The organism is Paenibacillus sp. TSA_86.1, from assembly GCF_052691815.1.
On the sequence record NZ_JBQZGE010000017.1, the window covers coordinates 47803 to 65622 of the forward strand.

Annotated in this window: 15 protein-coding genes and 1 riboswitch; of the genes, 8 read left to right on the forward strand and 7 right to left on the reverse strand. The window is 47.4% G+C overall.

Annotated elements, in window-relative coordinates; all coding sequences use genetic code 11:
- Window positions 1–104 precede the first annotated feature (104 nt).
- A complete protein-coding gene (locus tag ACUTVW_RS23445; RefSeq protein ID WP_445647974.1) occupies window positions 105–2357 on the forward strand; it encodes an S-layer homology domain-containing protein in 2253 nt (750 codons plus the stop codon).
- A gap of 140 nt (window positions 2358–2497) precedes the next feature.
- Here ACUTVW_RS23445 and ACUTVW_RS23450 read toward each other — a convergent pair whose 3' ends face one another.
- Window positions 2498–3793, reverse strand: coding sequence for a Fe-Mn family superoxide dismutase (locus ACUTVW_RS23450; protein WP_445647975.1), 1296 nt, complete (start codon window positions 3791–3793; stop codon window positions 2498–2500).
- A gap of 195 nt (window positions 3794–3988) precedes the next feature.
- Complete coding sequence (locus tag ACUTVW_RS23455; protein WP_445647976.1) at window positions 3989–5005, reverse strand: alpha/beta hydrolase; 1017 nt, start codon at window positions 5003–5005, stop codon at window positions 3989–3991.
- A 424-nt stretch (window positions 5006–5429) separates the two neighbouring features.
- Here ACUTVW_RS23455 and ACUTVW_RS23460 point away from each other — a divergent pair, with 424 nt between their 5' ends.
- Both ACUTVW_RS23460 and thiC read left to right on the forward strand, forming a co-directional pair.
- Complete coding sequence (locus ACUTVW_RS23460; RefSeq protein WP_445647977.1) at window positions 5430–6173, forward strand: IclR family transcriptional regulator; 744 nt, start codon at window positions 5430–5432, stop codon at window positions 6171–6173.
- A gap of 162 nt (window positions 6174–6335) precedes the next feature.
- A riboswitch (TPP riboswitch) is annotated at window positions 6336–6449 on the forward strand.
- A gap of 394 nt (window positions 6450–6843) precedes the next feature.
- Window positions 6844–8664: a phosphomethylpyrimidine synthase ThiC gene (gene thiC, locus ACUTVW_RS23465; protein ID WP_445647978.1), complete on the forward strand. Its 1821-nt coding sequence runs from the start codon at window positions 6844–6846 to the stop codon at window positions 8662–8664.
- A 767-nt stretch (window positions 8665–9431) separates the two neighbouring features.
- On the opposite strand, the gene ACUTVW_RS23470 is transcribed toward thiC, so the two are convergent.
- From ACUTVW_RS23470 to ACUTVW_RS23490, 5 genes are all read right to left on the reverse strand, one after another.
- Window positions 9432–9875, reverse strand: a complete 444-nt coding sequence (locus tag ACUTVW_RS23470; protein ID WP_445647979.1) for a hypothetical protein — start codon at window positions 9873–9875, stop codon at window positions 9432–9434.
- A 97-nt stretch (window positions 9876–9972) separates the two neighbouring features.
- Window positions 9973–10647, reverse strand: coding sequence for a hypothetical protein (locus ACUTVW_RS23475; RefSeq protein WP_434748130.1), 675 nt, complete (start codon window positions 10645–10647; stop codon window positions 9973–9975).
- A gap of 138 nt (window positions 10648–10785) precedes the next feature.
- Window positions 10786–10953 carry a hypothetical protein gene (locus ACUTVW_RS23480; protein WP_445647980.1) on the reverse strand — a complete coding sequence of 56 codons (168 nt, stop codon included), beginning with the start codon at window positions 10951–10953 and terminating at the stop codon, window positions 10786–10788.
- A gap of 497 nt (window positions 10954–11450) precedes the next feature.
- Window positions 11451–12311 (reverse strand): zinc ribbon domain-containing protein, encoded by an 861-nt coding sequence (locus ACUTVW_RS23485; protein ID WP_445647981.1) that lies wholly within the window; start codon window positions 12309–12311, stop codon window positions 11451–11453.
- Between the two features lie 78 nt (window positions 12312–12389).
- Window positions 12390–13340 (reverse strand): helix-turn-helix transcriptional regulator, encoded by a 951-nt coding sequence (locus ACUTVW_RS23490; RefSeq protein WP_445647982.1) that lies wholly within the window; start codon window positions 13338–13340, stop codon window positions 12390–12392.
- 346 nt (window positions 13341–13686) lie between these two features.
- Here ACUTVW_RS23490 and ACUTVW_RS23495 point away from each other — a divergent pair, with 346 nt between their 5' ends.
- From ACUTVW_RS23495 to ACUTVW_RS23515, 5 genes are all read left to right on the forward strand, one after another.
- Window positions 13687–14385 carry a response regulator transcription factor gene (locus tag ACUTVW_RS23495; protein WP_445647983.1) on the forward strand — a complete coding sequence of 233 codons (699 nt, stop codon included), beginning with the start codon at window positions 13687–13689 and terminating at the stop codon, window positions 14383–14385.
- Window positions 14378–15484 carry an ATP-binding protein gene (locus ACUTVW_RS23500; RefSeq protein ID WP_445647984.1) on the forward strand — a complete coding sequence of 369 codons (1107 nt, stop codon included), beginning with the start codon at window positions 14378–14380 and terminating at the stop codon, window positions 15482–15484. The genes ACUTVW_RS23495 and ACUTVW_RS23500 overlap by 8 nt, the downstream gene beginning before the upstream one ends.
- Window positions 15485–15563: 79 nt before the next feature.
- Window positions 15564–16430 carry a M15 family metallopeptidase gene (locus tag ACUTVW_RS23505; protein ID WP_445647985.1) on the forward strand — a complete coding sequence of 289 codons (867 nt, stop codon included), beginning with the start codon at window positions 15564–15566 and terminating at the stop codon, window positions 16428–16430.
- A 20-nt stretch (window positions 16431–16450) separates the two neighbouring features.
- Window positions 16451–16615 (forward strand): hypothetical protein, encoded by a 165-nt coding sequence (locus ACUTVW_RS23510; RefSeq protein ID WP_445647986.1) that lies wholly within the window; start codon window positions 16451–16453, stop codon window positions 16613–16615.
- On the forward strand, window positions 16612–17277 hold the full coding sequence (locus tag ACUTVW_RS23515; RefSeq protein ID WP_445647987.1) for a VanZ family protein: 666 nt from the start codon (window positions 16612–16614) through the stop codon (window positions 17275–17277). Before ACUTVW_RS23510 ends, ACUTVW_RS23515 begins: the two co-directional genes overlap by 4 nt.
- The last annotated feature ends 543 nt before the right edge of the window (window positions 17278–17820 follow it).

Below are 17820 nucleotides of genomic sequence, written 5' to 3' on the forward strand. Positions count from 1 at the left end.
TGGGAAATAGAAAGGTCAATAGGGGATTCAGTAGGTTAACAAAGATTTGTATAGCCATGATCTTGATGTTGGCTTTACCGTTCTCGACATGGGGGACGAAGGTGGTGAGAGCAGATTCAGGATTTGAAGTGTTACCTCCTTATTTGCTTTCACCTACATCAGCTAAAATTACTATAAGATTAGATCATACAGCTACAATATATTATGATCTGCAAACAACATCTTTACCGGATATTTCTAACCCCAGCTTAGAAGAATACAAGACCAATGCAATCTCAAATCATACGTTTTTTGAGGTTCATCCTGGGGTTGACAAGACGATTGTTCTTACTAATTTGACCCCGGAAACCGATTATTCATTAGTTATAATGGAAGAACAAGGAGAGGGTTCTCCTGTCAATTTACTTGAAGCGGCAGGTTTTCAAACTTTGCTAACTCCCGATAAAGTAAAAGCAACGTTAGTGAATGATAAAGTGCAACTGAGCTGGATAGAGCAGTCAGATCGTGTATACCACGTCTATAAGTATGAAGGTTCTGCGGCTCCTGCAAACCCAGGCGACTGGATTGAAATAACCAATATTTTGTTAGATGATAACGAAGTTCCAGACTTGGTTAATGGAAAAACTTATATTTTTGCAGTTAAATCGATATTTCAAACAGGACCGGAATACGAGGTATCCGATTATGTCGTTTCTAACGTAATCACTCCTGGCCTACCTGCTGCACCTGCGACGCTTACTCCGCAGGCTATTAACGGACAAGTTCAGTTAAACTGGAATAGTGTACCCGAGGTAGACGGGTATGTCCTATATATGTATCAGGGCAGCACAGCGCCACAAGATCCTGAAAGTTGGATTAAAGTAGCAGGGCCGATGAATGCATTGCAGTATACCGTTTCAAATCTAACAAGTGGTCTTCCTTATGTCTTTGCTGTTCGATCTTCTAAAAACGCACTACTGTCAGAGTTTAAAGTGTCCACCTCGGTAACACCGCAATCACAAGACAATAGTGGGGGTGAAGTGATTGTGTCGCCTTCTCCATCACCATCACCATCCTCATCAGCACCAGCTCCACAGAAGGAGATCATTAAAGTGGATGTGGCGAGTGGTGAGCAAGCTTCCACCATTGACTCTCTGGAGATCAGCCGGACCCGTGGATCAGATGGTACAGTAAAAGATGAGCTTGGATTGAACCAGAGCAAAGCGCAGTCCGTGATTGATCAGCTCAAGAGAACGGGATCACGTACCGCTGTTGTGCTGATTCCGGATGCGAAAGATGAAGTCTCCCAGTGGGATGTAAAACTGGCGCGGGAATCAGCAAACTTGTTCACAGAGCAAGGCATCGATTTGGTTATTTCCAATCCAAACGTAAAAGTAACCATTCCAGCTACATCGATGAAGGACAGAACAGATGATGTATATTTCCGTCTCGTGCCTGTAAAGAAACAGGATACACGTCAGGCTATTGAACAAAGGTTGCTGGCTAACGAGATGATTACTCAATTCGCAGGCACGAAAGACATTCAGGTGCTGGGGCGTCCAATGACGATTGAAACGAATCTGCAAAGCCGTCCAGTAACGCTTGTCCTGCCAGTGGACAGCAAACAGCTTGCAGGTGTGAACCCTGCCGATCTTGGCGTGTATATCGAACACAGCAACGGAACGAAAGAGCTGGTACACGGTAAAGTGGTAACACTAAACAAAAATAACAACCAACAAGGCATTGAGATTAAAGTGGAACAATTCAGTACGTTCTCCGTGGTACGGGTCAAAGACTGGGCTGATGATACGGCAAAAGCAAAACCTTATATTCGCGGATATGTAGATGGTCGCTTCCAACCGGAGTGGTTCGTAACACGTGCCGAGATGGCGGCACTCATTACGCGTGTAACAGGCACTGTGGAGGTTAAGAGCGAAGCATCATTTACGGATGTTAAATCTGGGCACTGGGCTCATGATAGTATCTCCGCTGCTGTCAAAGCGGGTTACTTCACAGGTTATACAGACGGTAGTTTCAAACCGGGACAAGGGATGACACGAGCAGAGATGGCGGGCGTATTACAGCATTTGCTGAATAGTGAACAGGCAGCGGCATCTGAAGCGACAACTGCATTCACGGATGTGAAGCAACACTGGGCACAGAAAGCGATCGCTCGACTGAATGCAGCAGGAGTTCTTACGGGATACACGGACGGTACCTTCCGTCCTGATAAACTGGTATCACGTGCTGAAGCCGTGACCATGATCAACAAATTGATTGGTCTTCAGCCTGCAGCAACGGTGTTAAAATCCTGGTCGGATGTGCCTGATACCCACTGGGCTTACCAAGCAATTCAAGCCGCATCCATTAAAGAATAACGATGAGCATATGTTGTTAGTGAGAATAAGTAAAGTTATTTGGACAAATGATCGGCCCTCATGGCGATAAGGGCACATGTTTCAAAGAGATATCTTTCAGTCTATGACTGGAGATATCTCTTTTTTTTATATTTGCTACTCTAATAAGGCGGCCATAACAGCTTGCGCGCGGTTTCGTAACGCTCTGCGACAGCAGGCCAGTAGACGACATTCCACCAGTCTTCAATGTACTTTTTGCGTTCGTTCTGATGTTTGAGATAGTAAGCATGCTCCCATACGTCCAGCGGCAGGAGTGGAACGATATCCGATTGGGACAAGTTCTGATGTTTTTCGGCCTGCAAAATTTCCAAACGGTGCGCTCGTGGACTCCAGACCAGCATCGCCCAGCCGCTGCCCTCCACCTTGTTAGCTGCCTCGGTAAATTGGTTTTTGAACGCTTCATAGCTGCCGAAATCACGTTTGATCTGCTCTGCTAGCATGCCGGTTGGCTTGCCACCGCCAGCTGGGTTCATAATTGTCCAGAAGATGGTATGCAGATAATGTCCTGCTCCATTAAAGGCAAGTTCGCGCTCCCAGTGCTTGATAAGTTCGAAATTATTCTTTTTGCGGGATTCGGCCAGTTTTTTCTCCGCCACATTCAATCCGTCCACATAGGACTGGTGGTGCTTGTCATGATGGATGCGCATCGTCAATTCGTCAATATGCGGCTCCAGCGCATTATATGCGTAGGGAAGGGGAGGCAGCGTGTGCCCGCCAATCGGAACCGGCTTTTCTCTTACCGGGGCAGAAGCAGGCAAAGTTTCAGAAGGAGCCGCCCCGTCCGTCGAAGGCTGGAGTGAGACAGATTGTACCTGTGCGGAAGAAGAAGCAGGAGCTGCATTGGTTTTTCCGGTAAAAGAGGCAGACGCTTCTGTTGCTTCGAAGCGACTGTCCTGAGCGATTTTGGAGCTAATACTGTGCAGTGCATTTTCCAGTAGTGTCGATGGTGCTGGTTCTGCTTCCCGCCAAATGCCAGGCTGACTCAACGTTTCCAATACCCCAAGGAAATACTCCGATTCACGGATGATGTGCAAAATGATGGTCTGGGCCAAAGGAACCGCACGCACCGCTGCACTTTGCTCCAACATGATATAAAGCTGTTGAATAAACTCTCTGGACTGCTGCTGTGCTGTGGAGACGAGTTGGTCGATACATCGCATCATATAGGGGGCAGGTGGCTGGGTTGCTGGCAACAATTGCTTTAACAGTTGATTCGCCACTTGCTCACTGTTCGCAAAAGCCGCTTCCCATTCCTCCAGCAGCTTAACGTAAGCAGGCTCCAGTTCAGGAACCAGTGCACGAATAAGGAGTGTATGTTCTTTCTCTTGCTCTTTCCAGAAACGGATTTCTTCCAGCGTCCGCAGAGGCAGCAGATGGCCGTATCCATCGCAGTTCATATCCGTTATACCTCCAATCTTTCCGTTTGTTTTCCCTCAGTCTTCGTTCAATTATCTTTACTCTGTCTCAACAGTGTATTCTTGCAGCGTATTGTCCTATGTGTATAAAAAAAGAGCCCCGGAGGGCTCTAAGGTCATCTAATGTTAGATATCATTTTGATTATTGAAAACGTATATTCCTGAATGACTACGTTACTACTGGTTTGGTTGCACACCCTCGTTGCTTGTCTTCGTCACATGACTAAGGAAGGTCGAGACGCGGCGTAAATATTCTTTTGGATGCTCCCGGAAGATCAGTTCATGATGTGCGTCCGGTACAATCCATTCTTCTGAATAAGGATTGGTCTGATTGGCGGCAAGCTGCTCAGCAATCGGGTAAGGTGCTTTCTCATCCTCTGTGCCATGAATGAAGAAGATCGGGAATGGATAGTCTTTTTTCTTCACTTCCTGATACGGAATTTGCTGTAAGCCGGTACCATTCAAGATCGGGAAGAGTAACTTCATAATCTCCAGCGTAGGCTGACGCGGCAGATTGATCTGATTATGAATGTTGTGATACAGCGTATCCGGCTCCAGCAGAAACGTGCTATCCAGAATCATGGCATCCACTTCGTTGGTCAGCAGTCCAGTCTGTAGAGCCGTTCCGGCTCCCATGGAGAATCCCCAGACAACAAGCTCCTGTGCACCCCGCTGCTTCGCATACTGAATGGCTCCCAGTAGTTGCTGTGACTCCGCTTTACCTCCAGTAGCTACCGCCCGGTTCACCTGAGAGGCAAAGCCATAATCGAACATCACCACATTAAACCCGAGTTGGTGCGCGTAATGAGCGAGGTCATACATGGGTACCCAGGTTTCCTCGCGATTGGCTCCATAGCCGTGACTGAAGATAATGGTTTTACCTGCATCGGTATTCGCTGGAATATACCAGCCTTGCATCGTGCGACTGCCATCTGCCGCAGGGAATGTGATGTCTTCGTATTTCATATTTTTGGCTTGCATCGGGTTGGAGAACACTGGCGCGACCGTAGGATTGGAGAGTACCCATGCAATATAACCGTGTAAGGCAATAAAACAAAACAATAAGAAAAATACAACGGAGAGCAGCAACGCTACGATAATATGCTTGAACCGAATCAGCCTGGGTGACAATGAAGAGGGCAGATCGGACACTTTGGTATGCAGCGGGGCTTCGCTCTGGGATGTCGGATACATGCACGCCCCTCCTTTGAGTTTCGGTTAAAGATACATTTGGCCAAGATTTTAACGATGTGAAAAATAGAATGTTATATCTGTTCAAGCCATATTCATGACGATGACAGCGTGATTCTAAAGTCACACTTTGTGTTGTTATAAACGAAAGGGTTCCTGTCTTTATCGTATGTCCCCATATAGTCAAAGTCAATCAAATGAAGGCATTTGTTACGCAATTGTTATATAGTTCTTAAGATGTAGAGGTAACTTTTCCATAGTGTGTAAATTACAGGGGGTTACGAAGTGCAAAATGCATATCCTGGTCCACTTTCTAGATTGCGCATTACCTTCAAAAAGGTTCTTTTTGGTTTACAGATGAGACCGTTTCTCATATAATTTATGTAACCAAGTTTCATGTGATGAAACATGAGGAGGGCACCATGCCATGGAAGACCGCAAGTTAACCGTCCGGGCTGTAGAACGGGCGCTGGATATATTATTATGTTTTACCACACGCAGTGATCTTGGACTCACCGAAATTGCCAGTCAGATCGGTTTACACAAAAGTACGGTGCATCGATTGATGGCAACACTGGAGGATCGGGGGTTCGTGATACGCGACGCAGCAACCGAGAAGTACCGGCTTGGCATTCGCATCTGGGAACTGTCTGCGCACATGTCACGTAGTGATGATCCTGCGATTTTGCTATTGCCCGCGATGGAACGGCTCCGGGATCGGTTGGGCGAGACGGTAAGTCTCTATCTCCGTGACGGCAGCGAGCGGATTCGGATTCAGGCGGTGCAGAGTGATCAGGCGATTCGCCGGGTTGCGCCAGTAGGTGTCAGACTGCCGCTTTCCGTAGGAGCTTCCAGCAAAGTGTTGATGGCCTTTGCATCTGAAGAGGATCGGGAGGAGCTGATGAACGGCTCGGAATGGCCCGTATTTATTGATCCAGCAGTATATTTGGCACAGATGGAGGACATCAGAGGAAGCGGTTATGCAACCAGTTATGAGGAACGCGAGCCGGGAGCTGCTGCGGTGTCCGTACCGATTATGGATCGCAGAGGCAATATCGCGGCAGCGCTGTCTGTGTCGGGGCCTGTCAGCAGGCTCTCGCAAGACACATTGCATGAGTACGCTCCTGTATTGAAAGAAGCGGCCGCGCAGATGGGACTTATGTTGTCGTAAGGCCAGGCTCATGCTTGAAGTTTTGCACAAAAGGAATTGATGATCTGGAATATTAAGGTTGTATTTATAACCAGATTAAGCTACTCTGTAATGGACGGCCCATCGGGGCCGGTTGAATGTCATATTTTTAAGTTGAACAGCGGCTGAATTGCCGTAATACGTTTACGTTACTGGGGGAGTCCGAATTGTCCGGACTGAGACGGAATCGCATGAGATTCCGGACCCTTTGCACCTGATCTGGATCATACCAGCGTAGGGAAGTAATCGGCCATATGACCACAAGCACCACAGACGTTAACCTGGGATAGATGCTGTTTGGCAGCAGATGGCCCTTGTTGCGTGTATGGTGATGGACATCAGTCGGTTCCTTCGGAACCGGCTTTTTTTATTTACAGTGCCTGGCAGAGATTCACTTGTTGTGTTTCACTATCGCGGTGACAGCATAACCATTGCGACATACATGCCTGGACTTCCAGGTGAAGTGATCTCGCTTCTCTCGCTGACTGTACATAAAAATTTGTCTCCTGGATCTGTTTGGCTGCGTGGGCAGGAACAATCCTGCTGTACTTCTGTGCTCTGAATGTTTCCGGGCAGGTGTGGTGGTCGTTGAAACTGACGCATTGGTGGAGACATAACGCAAGAGAAGATTACAGAGGAGGAAACAGGAGACATGAGTACACATAAGCAAACGGGGCAACAGAATGGAATCGAAGAATTGGGGAGCGAGGGTCATCCGGTGGAAAAAGAAACCGGAGCGGCTGGAAGGGTTCAACCCTTCCCGGGCAGCCGTAAAGTCTACATTCAGGGCTCACGACCGGACATCGCTGTACCGGAGCGTGAAATTGCCCTTCATGACACCAATACTCCCCAAGGGGTGGAGCATAATGAGCCGCTGCGTGTCTACGATACGAGCGGCCCGATGACCGATCCCGAATTCCAGATGGACATTCGGGCCGGTTTACCTGCGCTTCGCACGCACTGGATCATGGAGCGCGGTGACGTGGAAGCGTATGAGGGCCGGGCAATCAAGCCGGAGGATAACGGCTTGAAGCCCGGAGGCCGAAGAGCCGGGGCAGAGGAATACCCCGGCCTTCGGGGGCAGCCGCTGCGTGCACAGGCTGGACGCTGTGTCACACAGATGCACTATGCACGGCAGGGCTTGATTACGCCAGAGATGGAGTACGCCGCTATTCGTGAAGGCGTGGAGCCGGAATTCGTGCGGCAGGAGCTGGCGAGCGGCAGGGCAATTCTTCCCTCCAACATCAATCACCCGGAGAGTGAGCCGATGTTGATTGGTCGTCATTTTCACGTGAAGATCAATGCTAATATTGGCAATTCCGCTGTATCTTCCTCCATCGAAGAGGAAGTGGAGAAGATGACCTGGGCTGTGCGCTGGGGATCGGATACGGTGATGGATCTCTCGACAGGCAAGAATATTCATACGACACGGGAATGGATCATCCGTAACTCCCCTGTGCCGATTGGCACGGTGCCCCTCTATCAGGCATTAGAAAAGGTGAATGGAGAGGCTGAGGCGCTCACCTGGGAGTTGTACCGGGATACGCTGATTGAACAAGCGGAGCAGGGTGTGGATTATTTTACGATTCATGCCGGCGTATTGCTGCGATATATTCCAATGACGGCGAAACGGATGACGGGCATCGTTTCACGGGGCGGGTCGATTATGGCGGCATGGTGCCTGGCACATCATCAGGAGAACTTTTTGTACACTCATTTTGAAGAAATCTGCGAGATTATGAAAAGGTATGATGTGGCTTTCTCTCTTGGGGACGGACTGCGCCCAGGCAGCATCTACGATGCCAATGACGAGGCACAGATGGCGGAGCTGGCAACGCTCGGAGAATTAACGCAGATTGCGTGGAAGCATGATGTACAGGTGATGATTGAAGGGCCGGGGCATGTGCCGATGCACAAGATCAAAGAGAATGTGGATTTGCAGATGGAAATCTGCCAGGAAGCGCCGTTCTATACCCTTGGGCCGCTGACCACGGACATTGCACCGGGATACGATCATATTACGTCTGCGATTGGGGCGGCGATGATTGGCTGGTTTGGTACGTCCATGCTCTGTTATGTCACGCCGAAGGAGCATCTGGGGCTTCCGAACAAGGATGATGTGCGTGAAGGGGTTATCGCTTATAAAATAGCCGCTCATGCGGCTGATTTGGCCAAAGGCCACCCACGCGCCCAGCGCCGGGATGATGCGCTGTCGAAGGCACGCTTCGAATTCCGCTGGCGGGATCAGTTTAACCTGTCCCTCGACCCGGAACGGGCACTATCCTACCACGATGAGACGCTACCCGCAGAAGGGGCGAAGGAGGCACATTTCTGCTCAATGTGCGGGCCGAAGTTCTGCAGCATGCGCATTACGCAGGATATTCGTGCCTTTGCCGCAGATCGCGGCCTGAATGATGAGGAAGCGGTCGCCGCTGGGATGCTGTCGAAAGCGGCGGAGTATCGGGCACGGTAATAAAGTAGAAAAAGCCTGAAGAAGCCTGAAGAAGCGGAGCTAAAAGCTTCTGAAAGAAAGCTGCATCGGAAGCATAAGCTTCGCCGTTATCACCGGAGTTCTCCTTTTAAAAGGTTATATCTATACACTTCTCCGGCTTGGTGGTGCGATTTGAATTTAATCAAATTTTATTCCCTATCAATTTTGTTCCACATACGATACAAGATACCAGCGATTACAAACAATAAGCCATCGGACAGTCTTAGATTACCTGCATGCAGGAAAGCTGAACATCCCATACCTATTATGAACAAGATAAGGACATATAGAAATTTCATGTTCTGATCACCTCATATTTTATATTAAGGGGTCAGGCGGTTCTCGCATCTGCACAGAGAATGATCTAAAATCTAACGATCTCCACAAACCTTATTTTAACGTTTTTGGCGCGAAAAAAATTCTAACGATCTCCAGCGACGTTATTTCGCTGAAATTAGCCAAAAAAGAGGCAATTCGCTGCTAAAAACCTAAAATAAGGTTTCTCAGGATCGTTAGAATTTCAATGGTGCTGAAATGAAGTAAATAGCGTTCTCTCAGATCGTTAGCGGTAAGAAGGGAGTATCTGATCCTCCTGCGATCATTGTTCGATTGTATATATCCTCTACGGTTGTATGAATTCTTGATCTATGCATCCTCGATCCTCATAGGATTTTACGATTTCATGTAACTATCTCATAACCGTATCACGTAACCGTATCACGTAACCATAAAAATGAACCGCAACTTGGTTACTCATAATATCCTTTTGCATACACGGCTGCCGTTGAGAAGCAGAGATGTTTCATTTCATCCTGTTGATTTTCGGGTGGCATCTCCAGGAACCACGGCTCCTGCATATCCTCTCGGCTCATGGGCACAGGACGCCATAGAATCAAACCGATCTGATCGAACTGGTAACTGCAACCAAGCTCGGGATCTTCGCGGTCATATGGTGCAATGGCATCCAACTGAGGAACAAGAACGTCGGCTTCGGTGCCTAGCAGATCGAGTTCTCCCAGCATACATTTAAACTCATCACTTTCATAAAACTCAATAAAATGTGCTCTGCCTTGGGCATCGTACTCCACATTGGGATCAAAGCTGAAAGCCTCCGTCTGTTCAACTTCATTCTGTGTCATGCCCAGCCGGATATCCCCGATAGATTGACCTGGTTCAACCGTGAGATTTTTCATGTTTTCGTTCCCTCCGAAATAAAATTCTACATACGTTTAGCTATGGTGATTAGATCACTGTTGGTTTTACCATGCAACGAGTGTGCTTCCGAGTTAATTATACTTTCTTCGTGATGCCGATATCCCGCTCCAGGTTCGCGCCTAATAATGAAAGCGGCGTATAAATGGTCATACCTGCATTGGCAGATGCCTGCTCAGCGGCAGGAGCCATGGAGAGCTGAGCTGCGACAAGACAAGTATCCTTGCATTCAAGAGCAAGCTGCTGCAATGCTTCTTTTAACGCGACGTTATAGCCTTCTTGGTCACCTCGCATAATCATATCGAATAGACCAGGAAGCAACACAGATTCTAACTCAGGCTTGTCCCTTCCTACCAAGTGTTGATCCATATAGTCATGATATCGAGTCATCGTAGGCTCTACTGTGGCGGGATTGGTAAACGCGAGCAAATACCGCTTCGGATGTTTTACCATCATCGCGAGCAGTGAATCGTCAATACCCGTTACCCTAATCGGTAACGGTTGTATTTGTTCCAGCACGGCTGCGAACAAGGTGCATGTCACAAGAATAGCGTCAGCGTGACAGCGGCTCATCCATTGCAGTGTCTGATTTACTTTTTCCCGAACAAGCGCACTATTGAAATCCTCATCATGCTTGAGCCGATCAAGACCGGGGTCTACATAGTGAACCAGTTCGATATTATAAGAAGTCAGTGCTTGTTCAATCAACCTGATATTGGAGTAATGCGCGTGGAAACAGGCAATGGTGCTCATAAGCAATCCCCTTTATGTAGAGTGACTACAAGACGCGTCTGGATCACACCATAAGTGTGAACCATCGGTAAGAAACGTCGCGCCTGAAATGTCATCTTTTACACGTAGTATAGGGAGCAGCCGCAGAGATGTAAAGCGTTATCTTATGTTCATGGATACGTTCTTTTTCGCCATTTTTTGCTGTAAAATTTCATGGAAGGATAGGCCTTGAGTGTTCTCATTTTCCTTTTTAGGTGCATTGGTCTCCGTGTTGCGTGGATATTGGTGGTGATACGGGATCATTTGCTGAATAGGCATGCGGATCATCTTGGTTCCTCCTTACATGCATGATGGACATGCATCGTTCGTTTGTATGTATTTTCAACATTTGTTTTGTTGGTGACATTCAAATGAATTCGCCTTGTACACATATAGGTACATATGACTTGTTACATGAAGAAGCGGAAATTCAATTGTTATTCCGACTCGGATGTAGTGATTTTACCCGGTATTCAGAAGATGTAAACGGTTTTAGGGAAATTCAGGAACAAAGAACCTGATATGAGAGGCGAGGTATGGGAGCATGGTATCGGTTGTTAAGTGAATGGTCCTAATTTCAGGGAAGTCAATGGTGCTTGCCTCTAAGACATATGTCCAAGTGACTAGGTATGGTATAAGCTAACTAACTTGGTTCTATGGTCGGGGGATATGGATCGAAAAATGTCAAAAAAGCTGCCAAGACCACTTGGCAGCTACAGGTTTCCTCATTTGATTCTCTCTTTAAATTCCTTTTTGAATGGGGGTATCCGTTACTATTACTTCTATTACCTGCGTTCTTTTACCGCAATATATACATCCACCTGTGTATGTTCCGGGTCTAAACTCCGCTCATCGTAAAACTCAAAATCTCCCGTAAATGTGCGGTCACTCTGATGGTTCCACGCCCACACCGCTCCCCACACTTCGCTGACTACTTCAACCATCGGTCCGGTTCTCGAAGTAAACACTGCATAGGTAGCAGGCGGTAACTGAACCTCGTCGAAACCTTCAGGTAGTTGTTCTCCCTCGCCGACTTCATGCCCGATCAAAATGGTATATTCACCGGCAATGCCATCCGCGTAATCCGTGTAACAGCCGTAGCGTGCAGCTTCAGTAGCCGGAATATGTTCGGAGGCAAAATAACGACCCCATAACGCGCCGATGCTGCCTTGGCCGCTCATCTCAATCGCATTGGTTGTACGTGCGGACAGTCCGGCTAGGCGTTTGCCCGGAAGGGTAACATAGCGAGCAGGCTCGCTGGAAAACGGAGCATTTTTCGCTGGATTAGACGCATCTGACAGAGATGATTGCTCGTCTGCTCTTATTTTTCCTGCCAAAGTGTTATCTAACACAGTAGCCCCGTCCTCACCGCTCCGTTCATTTCCTTCATTGCGCCAGCGTTTCAAAAAGGGTAGTTGGTTGCGCAGCATCGAGCGAGCCGATTCCTCATCCATGCCTTCTTCCTTGAGAATGGCGGTGCACATCTCGGTCATACCTTCAAGCGAGATGCCCGGCTGCTCAAACTTGCCATCCTTGTAACAATAAATGCAGTATTCCCGGGTGGTGCTGCCATCCATTTCTGTACCAAATTGATCGGCGCTTGTGAGTGGCATACCACAGCTTTGACATACGGTAACGTTCATCATTCATTCCTCCTCGGTTATATGTACAACTTCAACCTGAACATAGTTGAAGTATACGGGGAGGAACTGGACAGCTGTCTGTCAGGTTTGAGCTGAGGTTTTATAATTTTGCACAATTTGCTCTGCCATACGGCACACATTGTCCCGAATATGCAGAGGTTCCAATACCTCCACGTCCGCGCCAAAGCCGAGAATAAAGCCATATAGCCAGTTATCTTCCGGGAAAGCGATCTGGCTGATATAATACCCGTTGCCGTCAGGCAATACATTTTCAATACCGAACCATTCTTCCGCGAGATGACGGGCACGGGCATGGAATCTCAGGGTAATCCCAAGCTTGTTGTCTGGCTGGCTCCATTCCTGTTGCCATGGCCGGTCTTGAAGGTTGATGGATTTTCGTTCAAAGTGCTCTGCGGCAAGAAAGACTTCTTTCATCCGAACGAGCTTGAACATACGGAATTCATTTCGTTCATGGCAGAAGGCATACAGATACCACGCGTGTCTCTTCAGCACAAGCGTGTGTGGTTCAACCGTACGATAGGTCTGTATACCTTCGGCGCTGCAATAGGCAAAATAAATGCATTGAAGCTGATCGATCCCCTGATCAATAACGTTTAATTTGTTTTGCAGAGCTTCAGGGTGTGTCCACGTTGAATAATCCACGATGAATCGATGGGTGCTGGCTTGAAAATCTTCGTTTTTGGCTTCCGGCACAATACTGCTGAGCTTCTCTACCAATAACTCACGCGCAGTATTTGTATGCGAGGTGGATATGCTGCGCAGCGCGGTGACGATGGCAACGAGATCCTTGTCGGTTAACAGATTGCGATCCAGGCGGTAACCTTCTGCTAGCCCGATGCCGCCGCTTGCTCCCTGATAGGTCACGACCGGAATCCCGGCTTGCCCCAATGTGTCGATATCCCGATAGATCGTACGGATCGATACCTCAAACATATCTGCCAGGTCTTTCGCCTGTAATCGCCTGCGGTTAATGAGCAGTACTACAATGGCTAACAAACGCTCCAGTTTCATAGCGATCTCTTCCTTTTTTTTATTTGTGTTTATATAAATGAGCAATTTCTTTTACACTTGAACGGAGAGAACAGAAAAAACCCGGAGAAGCGAAGCGCTCGCTGAGAGCATTCTGAAAGAAAGCTGCTTCGGAAGCATATGCTTATCACCGGATTTTCCCTATAGAGAAGGGAAGCAAAAAATCTGGGGATAACAGCGATCGGAAGGTTATTCTGTCATCGGAGTGGGCTGTGTAAAATTTTTGTTCTACTAATATAACATTGCTTTCAATTGTTAAACCCGGACTTATCTGTTAGATTCATATGTATTATATTGCCCAGCATCCCATATAGGAGTGAAATAAGCAATGAAGCGAATTACGATTCTGATTGCGGACGATGAAGTAGAGATCGCAGATCTGGTTGCTTTACATTTACAAAAAGAAGGCTATCATACCGTCAAGGCATCTGACGGACAGTCAGCACTGCAGGCGATCCAGACACATGCTATTGATTTAGCCGTACTGGACATTATGATGCCGGGTATGGACGGGTATGAAGTGACCCGCAAAATACGGGAGCAGCATCATTTTCCAATTATTTTCCTGAGCGCCAAAACCTCGGACATGGATAAAATCACGGGGCTTGTGATGGGTGCCGATGATTATATGACCAAACCGTTTAATCCGATGGAGCTTGTGGCCCGTGTGAATTCTCAACTGCGCCGTTCTTTGCAATTCAGTCAGTCCACAGCGGGGGTTCAGCGCTCGATTCTGGAAAAGGGCGGACTTGTCATTGCACCAGAGCAGCACAGCGTGACGCTTTATGGTAAACCGCTGGAGTTAACACCGAAGGAATTTGATATTTTAGTGCTGCTCGCGAGTAATCCGAAACAGGTCTTTAGCGCAGAAAGTATTTTTGAAAAGGTATGGGGAGAAGCTTATTTCGAAAGTGGCAACACCGTTATGGTACATATTCGGACACTGCGCAAGAAGCTCGGAGAAGATGTGGACAAGAACAAGTTCATCAAAACCATCTGGGGCGTGGGGTACACGTTCAATGACTAAACGCAGAAGCTTTCGCACAACGATGATTATGCTGCTCGGTCTGAGCATGCTGTCTTCTGGCGGCGTAACATTTATCGTCTACAGGCTGTTGCAGATGTATTACTCAGGTGTGCGGATGGAAGATCCACTGGCGGAATATCGGAGTATCATGAGAAGCATCGGGGATATTTATGTCTTTATGATCCTGTTTATCCCGCTCGCGATTTTATTTTTCTACTTGTTTACGAGACCTTATGTTACGTATTTCAAAGAGATTTCCGCGGGTATTAATCACTTGGCGAATGGAGACTTTCAGCATCGCGTTCAGATTTCGTCCAAGGATGAATTGGGTTCCATTGCGGAGAGTGTGAATCTGGCCAGCCAGAAGCTGCGAGAGGCAATGGAACGAGGGGATTTTGCCGAGAACAGCAAAGACCAGCTCATCGTAAACCTTGCTCATGATCTGCGTACACCGCTAACCTCCGTGCTGGGCTATCTGGATTTGCTAATGAAGGATGAACAACTGACAGAAGAACAGGCACGTCATTTCACAGCAATCGCGTTTACCAAGTCCCAGAGGCTGGAGAAGCTGATTGATGATCTGTTTGAGATTACACGGATGAACCACGGCAGGCTGCCTGTGCGCAAGACGCAGCTGGACCTGAGCGAGCTGTTGAAACAGATGAACGAGGAGCTTTATCCTGTTTTTGAAAAGAATCATTTGCTCACCCGTCTCAAGATCGATAATGATCTTACCGTATCAGGAGACGGGGAGCTGCTCGCCCGTGTGTTCGAGAATCTGCTGATTAATGCTGCGCGGCATGGTAAGGACGGTATGTATGTGGACATTAACGGATTCCGGGATGGCAATCAAGTGGTCATTCAGGTTATCAACTATGGGGGGCACATTCATCCCGATGATCTGCCGCACATCTTCGACATGTATTACACCGGGGATCGGGCACGGACAATACAAGAGGGAGGTACCGGTCTTGGACTGTTTATCGCACGTAACATCGTGGAGCAGCATGAGGGTGTAATATCGGTAGCAAGCGATGTGGTACGTACGATGTTTGAGGTTCGTCTACCTGTTTTCCAGCAGGTTTCTCGTGAAACTTAAGAAAAACTTAAAAATTGCCCTGCGTTTTCTTTAAATTGTTTTGTCTATCCTTGAATCATGAGAGGAAGGAGGAACAATCATGAAAAAGTGGGGCTTTCTAATATGCATCATCCTGATCGGGTATACCCTGACGCAATCACCGGCAGCTTTGTCGGGGAACAAGGAGATGCCGATTGTTATTTTGGACACGGATGAGAAGTATGCGGGGTACCGAGAAGTGGCAAGCCAGGACACGAAACAACGAATACATAAAGGTAATCTCGTTTTGGTCAATTCCGAGCATCCAATTCACCAGGAAGGTGTTCGCTCTGATATTGTACATGTAGCTGATGAGGAAGACTTGCTTCGTGGTTATGGACTACTGGATCACAGATTGATGTTATCCCGTGAGGTGGCAGAGAGATTCCAGGAGATGGTTGAAGCAGCAGCCGAAGACGATGTACGTTATTTCCTGATGAGCAGCGGGTACAGAGATTTTGAGAAGCAGGACGAGCTGTATCGGCAAAAGGGTTCTGACTACGCTTTGCCTGCGGGCTACAGCGAGCACAATCTGGGATTATCCTTAGACGTGGGGTCAAGCCTGGCCTCGATGAGCGAAGCTCCTGAGGGGGCATGGCTGGAGAAGAACGCGTGGAGATACGGTTTTATTTTGCGATATCCGAAAGATAAAGTGAAAGTGACCGGTATTCAGTATGAACCCTGGCATTTTAGATATGTGGGTATGCCTCACAGTGCAGTGATGGCGAAGAATCATATGGTTTTGGAAGAGTATCTGGAGATGTTAAAGGAAAAAAAAGACGTGACCGTTGATCTTGATGGCGAGACGTACCACATCCATTATTATCACGTGTTGAAGGATACAAAGATATATTTGCCAGAGAAAGATTCATATGATATCTCAGGAGACAATATGGAGGGCGTTATTGTTACGGTTAAGAAACGCTAGTGAGCGTGAGCGCTAAACGGTTGCCAAAAGGATTGGTGCATCTGACTACCGAAGGCTTGATATATATGGGATACATACGAATCGGTTTAAAAGGGGACGCCATCGACCGGGGGATTAACAAAACAGGTTACAGTCTGGTTGATATACGGCTTCGCGGCCTGATCGGGGAGGGAAAGACAGCATGAGACAGAATAAGCCAAGCGAGCAGCTTAAGCAACGTGAGCATGAGCACCGTGATCGGAGTGATCGCCATATGCAGGGCAAACGGCAGATGAGCCATTTGACCGATCATGCGACTAAACATCATGAGAAGAATTGTGAGAAGAAGTCTAATCCGCTTCGAGTTGTATGGATTTCTATATTCCTGATTTATCTTTATCTGCTGACCAAGTTGATTTTATTCAAAGGAGGTCCCGTGGATATAGGACTGGTCTGGGACAGATTAACGGAGCTGTTACGTCAACCCGATCTGATTCATACACGAACCGTAAATCTGACGCCATTTCAGGAGATCAAACGAGATTGGTACAGTCTCTCCGTTCATCACCGATCCGGAACAGCCATTCATCTGGTGGGCAATATCCTTGCATTTGTGCCGCTCGGCGTATTGATTACGGGTCTGTTAGGCCATAATTTTTTCACCGGAATTCATGTGCTTATTCTATCCTTCCTGCTTAGTCTGGGATACGAAGGGACACAGCTGCTCACGGGTATAGGTATCTTTGATGTAGATGATCTTATGCTGAATACATTTGGTGGAATGATCGGATACCTGCTGTATACCATGTTGCTGGTCCTGAACAGGTTGCTATCGGGAGGTAACTCACGAGTGGCAACGAATAACTAGGCGAGCAGTATTTGAAATAACGACGGGAAGAGTATGAGAATCACTAGGAAAGTAACTAGGGGAATAGTAAAGGGGCCTGTAGTCACCATTGTTTCTGTCCCTCTCGCGGCGCTAACGATCATGACAGAGCTTATTTGGCTGATTTAGCCGGGTTAGAAATTCTAACGATCACCAGAGACGTTATTTCCTCAATTTTAGCTGAAATCGGGATAAATCGGGGAGGATTTACTTCAATAGCGTCCCTACGGATCGTTAGAATTTCAAAAGGCTATTTTGGGACGAAATAAGGCTTCTCGTGATCGTTAGAATCTTGGCTAGCCATCAGGGCTTCTTTTTCATCCATTCCCGGATTTAAGTTTTCCCCTGCTACGGATGCAATCTCGTCTCGTTAACCAACGGGAATCTTATATGGATTACACTTTAGAGCATTTATTCGAGTTGTTTTAAGCGGACACTTTTGCGATACTGTTTAATAGTTTCTTAGTTGAGAGACACCGATGAAATGCTAATTCTGTATCTTAAAGAAAAGGCGATGTTCGCCAA

What these genes read in the sequence shown, in the direction of transcription:
- ACUTVW_RS23450 (WP_445647975.1), bottom strand. Translation starts at nt 3,793, where the DNA reads ATGAACTGCGATGGATACGGCCATCTGCTGCCTCTGCGGACGCTGGAA.
- ACUTVW_RS23480 (WP_445647980.1), bottom strand. Translation starts at nt 10,953, where the DNA reads ATGATCCGCATGCCTATTCAGCAAATGATCCCGTATCACCACCAATAT.
- ACUTVW_RS23505 (WP_445647985.1), top strand. Translation starts at nt 15,564, where the DNA reads ATGAAAAAGTGGGGCTTTCTAATATGCATCATCCTGATCGGGTATACC.
- ACUTVW_RS23495 (WP_445647983.1), top strand. Translation starts at nt 13,687, where the DNA reads ATGAAGCGAATTACGATTCTGATTGCGGACGATGAAGTAGAGATCGCA.
- ACUTVW_RS23485 (WP_445647981.1), bottom strand. Translation starts at nt 12,311, where the DNA reads ATGATGAACGTTACCGTATGTCAAAGCTGTGGTATGCCACTCACAAGC.
- ACUTVW_RS23455 (WP_445647976.1), bottom strand. Translation starts at nt 5,005, where the DNA reads ATGTATCCGACATCCCAGAGCGAAGCCCCGCTGCATACCAAAGTGTCC.
- thiC (WP_445647978.1), top strand. Translation starts at nt 6,844, where the DNA reads ATGAGTACACATAAGCAAACGGGGCAACAGAATGGAATCGAAGAATTG.
- ACUTVW_RS23515 (WP_445647987.1), top strand. Translation starts at nt 16,612, where the DNA reads ATGAGACAGAATAAGCCAAGCGAGCAGCTTAAGCAACGTGAGCATGAG.
- ACUTVW_RS23475 (WP_434748130.1), bottom strand. Translation starts at nt 10,647, where the DNA reads ATGAGCACCATTGCCTGTTTCCACGCGCATTACTCCAATATCAGGTTG.
- ACUTVW_RS23460 (WP_445647977.1), top strand. Translation starts at nt 5,430, where the DNA reads ATGGAAGACCGCAAGTTAACCGTCCGGGCTGTAGAACGGGCGCTGGAT.
- ACUTVW_RS23490 (WP_445647982.1), bottom strand. Translation starts at nt 13,340, where the DNA reads ATGAAACTGGAGCGTTTGTTAGCCATTGTAGTACTGCTCATTAACCGC.
- ACUTVW_RS23500 (WP_445647984.1), top strand. Translation starts at nt 14,378, where the DNA reads ATGACTAAACGCAGAAGCTTTCGCACAACGATGATTATGCTGCTCGGT.
- ACUTVW_RS23470 (WP_445647979.1), bottom strand. Translation starts at nt 9,875, where the DNA reads ATGAAAAATCTCACGGTTGAACCAGGTCAATCTATCGGGGATATCCGG.